General features: G+C 40.0%; 3 protein-coding genes. All 3 read right to left on the reverse strand.

Annotated elements, in window-relative coordinates:
- Nucleotides 1–315 precede the first annotated feature (315 nt).
- Nucleotides 316–1,614, reverse strand: coding sequence for an ABC transporter substrate-binding protein (locus ACUVXA_RS16700; RefSeq protein ID WP_445872422.1), 1,299 nt, complete (start codon nt 1,612–1,614; stop codon nt 316–318).
- 63 nt (nt 1,615–1,677) lie between these two features.
- Nucleotides 1,678–2,664 carry a thioredoxin domain-containing protein gene (locus tag ACUVXA_RS16705; protein WP_445872423.1) on the reverse strand — a complete coding sequence of 329 codons (987 nt, stop codon included), beginning with the start codon at nt 2,662–2,664 and terminating at the stop codon, nt 1,678–1,680.
- Between the two features lie 139 nt (nt 2,665–2,803).
- Nucleotides 2,804–4,321 (reverse strand): sulfatase, encoded by a 1,518-nt coding sequence (locus ACUVXA_RS16710; RefSeq protein ID WP_445872424.1) that lies wholly within the window; start codon nt 4,319–4,321, stop codon nt 2,804–2,806.
- Nucleotides 4,322–4,532 lie beyond the last annotated feature (211 nt).

The raw sequence follows: 4,532 nt of genomic DNA on the forward strand, positions 1-4,532 counted from the left end.
CCAGGTAATTTGATAGACCAACGAATTTTGGTTTCTCTGATATTCTTAAAAAATTTAAATCTGTAAAACTGATTTTTATATTGAATAGAATTGGATAGACATAGAATAAGAATAGAAAGAAAAAGGCTGGTAGTAGCATCAGCAAGATATAAAAGCTTTTTTTAAAACGCAGGGTCATGTTGGAATATTATCTATTGTCCTTTGACCGTATCTCAATATCTTTTAGAATGATTAAAGAAATACTCTGTCTTATAATGAGATCTCTTGACCTGAGGACTTAATTTTTACGCTTTGTTTCTGCGATATGTTCTGCTTCTATTTCCCCGATAATAGGTCCTGCACTGTCTTCAACAGATCCTTTGCTGCCTCTTCGTAGGTTTTCTGACCAACGAAGGCTGCTCCAAACTCTTTATTGGTTGCATCCCACATTGAGCCAATTGGAGCCGGGCTTGTTGAATAGTCTCCCCATACTCTTGCCTGGGCAAGCTGTTTTGGATATGCGTTGAATGCCTTCCCGAAATCGATTTTTTTAAGAAGAGACTTCTGCGCAGGAAATTGCCCCTTATAATAATCTCTGAAGATTTTTTCGGACAGCATGAACTTTAAAAGCTTCCAGGCCTCTTCCGGATGTTTTGTTGCAGAGTTAATCCCCAGCGTTCTTCCACCAAGATGGGAAGTACTTTTTAGCGTGCCTTTTGGTAGCATTGCTGAAACTACACTTATATCTGTTCCTTTTAAGCGCTCAAGGATAACTTTTAAGGTGAATGGCGGCATAACACCTATTGCCTGTCTTCCTTCTACCAGATTGTTTATTATTTCTGGATCTGCCCAAGAACTTATTCCGAGCATTGATTCAGGTGAATGACCTTCAAGCAAAAAAGAGTGGAGGTATTTCATAACCTCAACTACGTCAGCCACTGTGAGCCCGATAACGTAGTTACCAGCAGGGTCTCTCTGTACCAGATTCAGACCATTGGACCACCAGTACCAGTTAGCCAGAAACCACACTGTACCTCCTGACCCACTACCGGCAGGAAAAGCAAATCCGTATTTCCCGGTTTTCTCTTTTATTGTTTTGCTGATCTTTTTAAGATCTTCCCAGGTATAGGTTTCAGGCAGAGCAGAAAATCCAGCCTCCTTCAGTATATCTTCCCTGTACACAAGACACCATGTATCGGTTGTCCAGGGTATACCGTAATGCTTTCCTTCGTATTCGGTCAGTTCTACAGCGATAAAATCATCCAGTGGATTGGGAAGTGGGTCTGCTTCCATCAGCGAATCTAATTCTCGAAATGCTCCCGCAATGCCCAGGTCCCTTGTCCAGACAAAAGCACTGTGCACAACATCTGCACCTGTTCCCGCAGCGGCTTCTCTCAATATTTGAGTCCTGGCATCAGACCAGGGAACTGTTTCAAAATCAACATAAACATGTGGATTTTGCTGGTTATAATACTCGATAGCGTCCTTTAAGCCTGCAGCCTCTGTAGGAGTGTCGCACTGTCGAAAAACAAGATGTATTTTCTCCTCTTTTTTCTCCCCTCCTGCGAAGAAAAGCAGAAAGCTCAGAGCAGAAATAAAAATGATTAAGATTACATTTGCTATCTTTCTGGCCATTGTTTTTATCCCCCCTAGTATTTTAATTTTGGAACGTTTTACTTGAAGATACTAATAAAACAATTAAAAATCATCAATACAGGAAAGAAGCTCTTCTATTCTTGTGCATATTGTTTCTTTTGTTCTTGGTCCTTCAAATAGTATGCTATTGATAAATAATGCAGGTGGAAGCTTTATCTTGTTTTTGATGGCTCTTTTAAAATCATCATCTACTGATTCCCTGTATGCTCCACTTTTTAGATCGTGTATGAACTTATCAACATCCAGAGATATTCTCCTGGCATATTCTATTAGATTCTCCATTTCCAGAGCGTCAGTGGATTTGAAAAGAAGTCTGTGCATTTCCCAGAACTTTCCCTGTTTTCCAGCCGCCTCTGTAGCCTCAGCGGCAATCTGGGATTGTGGGTGTGAATGCCTTAATGGTAGATGCCTGTGAACAAGCCTGACCTTTCCCTCATAGAGGGGGAGTATTGAGTCAAGAATTGCAAAACTTTCAGCACAAAGCTTACATTGATAGTCGCCGTACTCAATTATTGTGATAGGGGCACTGGAGGGACCAAGCTGCCAGTCCTTTTCGGTGACAGGGTCCGGGACTGGAGTGTTTTCTAATTGAATCAAAGCTCTTATGACCGCTGCTGGATTTGGCAGGTCGGGATATTTAGATGCCTCGAATACCTTCCGGATCGTGTTTTGATCATCAACGATAAATACAGCCGGGTGGATAATACCATTATTTGAAATTGCTCTATACTGCAATGCTACAGAACCGGTATTATCAGATAAAATTGGGAAAGATATATTTGTAATCGAAGAGAGGTTTAATTTATTTTCACCTGCATTTGTTATGCCTGAAACAAATGCACCGTGTTTTCTAAACTCATCTCCTCTCCCCTCGTATTGAAAAATTTTCTCATTTGTTTCAGTTAAAAAGTTTGCTGGAACGAAAATCAAAACTCTCCATTTCCAGTTAAGCTTGTTTAATGATAAGGTTTTGCTGGAGTTGATTGCCTGCAGGTTAAAGTCTGGTGCTTTTATTCCTGGTTTTAGCATAACTTTTATGTTTTTATCACTATTAAATACTATCTATTTAAATGCAATGAAATGATTTTTATGTAAAATTCTAAAAGTCAATATGGACTATTATGATTGAAGATTTATTTTAACTCATTAAGGATTTTATCAAGTGACCTTAACGAAACTTACGTCTTCCTGCAAGGTGTTCCTCGGGCGTCCCTGCTTCCTCAAGCCATTTTATATATCGATGATGTATCTCTCTGGCAAGGCTTTCATTTTTATCTATCAGGTTTTCAGACTCTTTCGGATCATCGGGTATATAGTATAGCTCTGGATCTGGTGGAATGCGAGAGCCTTCTGGATTTATGAGTTTCAGTGTAAAGAGGCCACCACCTTTAGTTGTTTTTTCATAGTTACCTGCATAGTGAAGGCACCAACCATCCTCTGTGACAATTGCGCATCGAGCAAGTATCGGTGTATGATGAACAAGTGTATTTGAGCATACAGCAATATCTCGCAGCTTTTCTTTCTCACCTTTCATGAGAGGCATAAGAGAAATTCCGTGAATATTTTCTGGGTTGAACTCCCATTCCTCTGTATAAAACACCCCGCACTGCAGGGCCTGTATTTCAGACTTTCCCTCGATTGTCCGGGTTGATACGAGCCCCGCCATCTCAAGAATGGTTGGCATCAGATCTGGAGCCTGTACCAGTGAATCGATTCTTTGCCTTTTATTTTGCCCCGGTAAGCGAATTAATAACGGGATGCGGCGAATTTCATCGTACATTGGTATTGCTTCATAGAATATTTTTCCATCTACTTCAGGGAAAAGTGATTTTCCAGTTAGTCCATGTTCACCAAAAAGGTAACCATGGTCACTTGTAAAAATCACAGCCGTGTCTTCATTCATTCCTAATTCTTCTATTTTATCCAGCAAAACACCGAACCAGTGATCCACCATGCTTGCCTCTGCCATGTATAATGCATGGATATGGTTCAACTCATCTTCTGTGAAGATTTCCTCCCAGAACCCATAATTCGGATAGATCAGATTCTCACCTTCATAATTTGTTTCATATAACTTTAAATATCTTTCTGGTGCATCCCAGGGTTCATGGGGATCAAATAAGTCTATATAAAGGAAAAATTTTTCCTGGTCCTGATTTTCCTCAAGCCATTTGCAGGCAGCATTTATTGTACGTGGTGCAAAACGATCTTCCTCGGTTTTCCACCATGCAGTATTTCGCAGATAGCTTTGAATGAAGGTTGGTGTACGAAGTTTTTTCCCTATATCAGGTAATTTTATATTTCTGGGAGCTGTTTTCCATTTATCTGTCTCCTGACCACGGATCCATTCCCATGCACTGAATCCCCTTTCGTAATTGAAGCCCATTTCCACAAGATGGGGATTATCTGCAATCATCTGTGTTATAAAACCTGAGGCACTTAGTACTTGTTGCAGGGTTACGGTTTCACGCGGTAGGGGCTGCCATTCCTTATCTATGAAGCTGAAACGCCCACTCATTATGTCAAGGCGATTGGGTATGGTTGGAAAGGAACCGAGGTAGGCATTGTTAAAGATAAACGCTTCCTTTGCAAACCTGTCCAATCGTGGTGTTTTTACCTTTGTATCTCCATAACATGAGAGGTTATCATAGCGAAAGCTATCGGACATCACCAATATGATATTCATACCATCTCTCCCGGGTTTGAGTTTGCTTTATATATTTACGGGTACAATGATATATAGTAAATTTTGCTTTTCTCAGCAAGAATATAATTAGTTTCTATTGTATAATTCGCTATTTCATTGAATAAAACTTTGCTTTAAAAATAAACATTGATGCATAAGAAGTTAGAAACTAATTATTGAGCTGGTGGTACTGCTCTGTTGCTTAAATGGG

Source organism: Candidatus Jordarchaeum sp., from assembly GCF_052745115.1.

Excerpts from the sequence above, each read along its gene's own strand:
- ACUVXA_RS16700 (WP_445872422.1), bottom strand. The coding sequence starts at position 1,614 with ATGGCCAGAAAGATAGCAAATGTAATCTTAATCATTTTTATTTCTGCT.
- ACUVXA_RS16705 (WP_445872423.1), bottom strand. The coding sequence starts at position 2,664 with ATGCTAAAACCAGGAATAAAAGCACCAGACTTTAACCTGCAGGCAATC.
- ACUVXA_RS16710 (WP_445872424.1), bottom strand. The coding sequence starts at position 4,321 with ATGAATATCATATTGGTGATGTCCGATAGCTTTCGCTATGATAACCTC.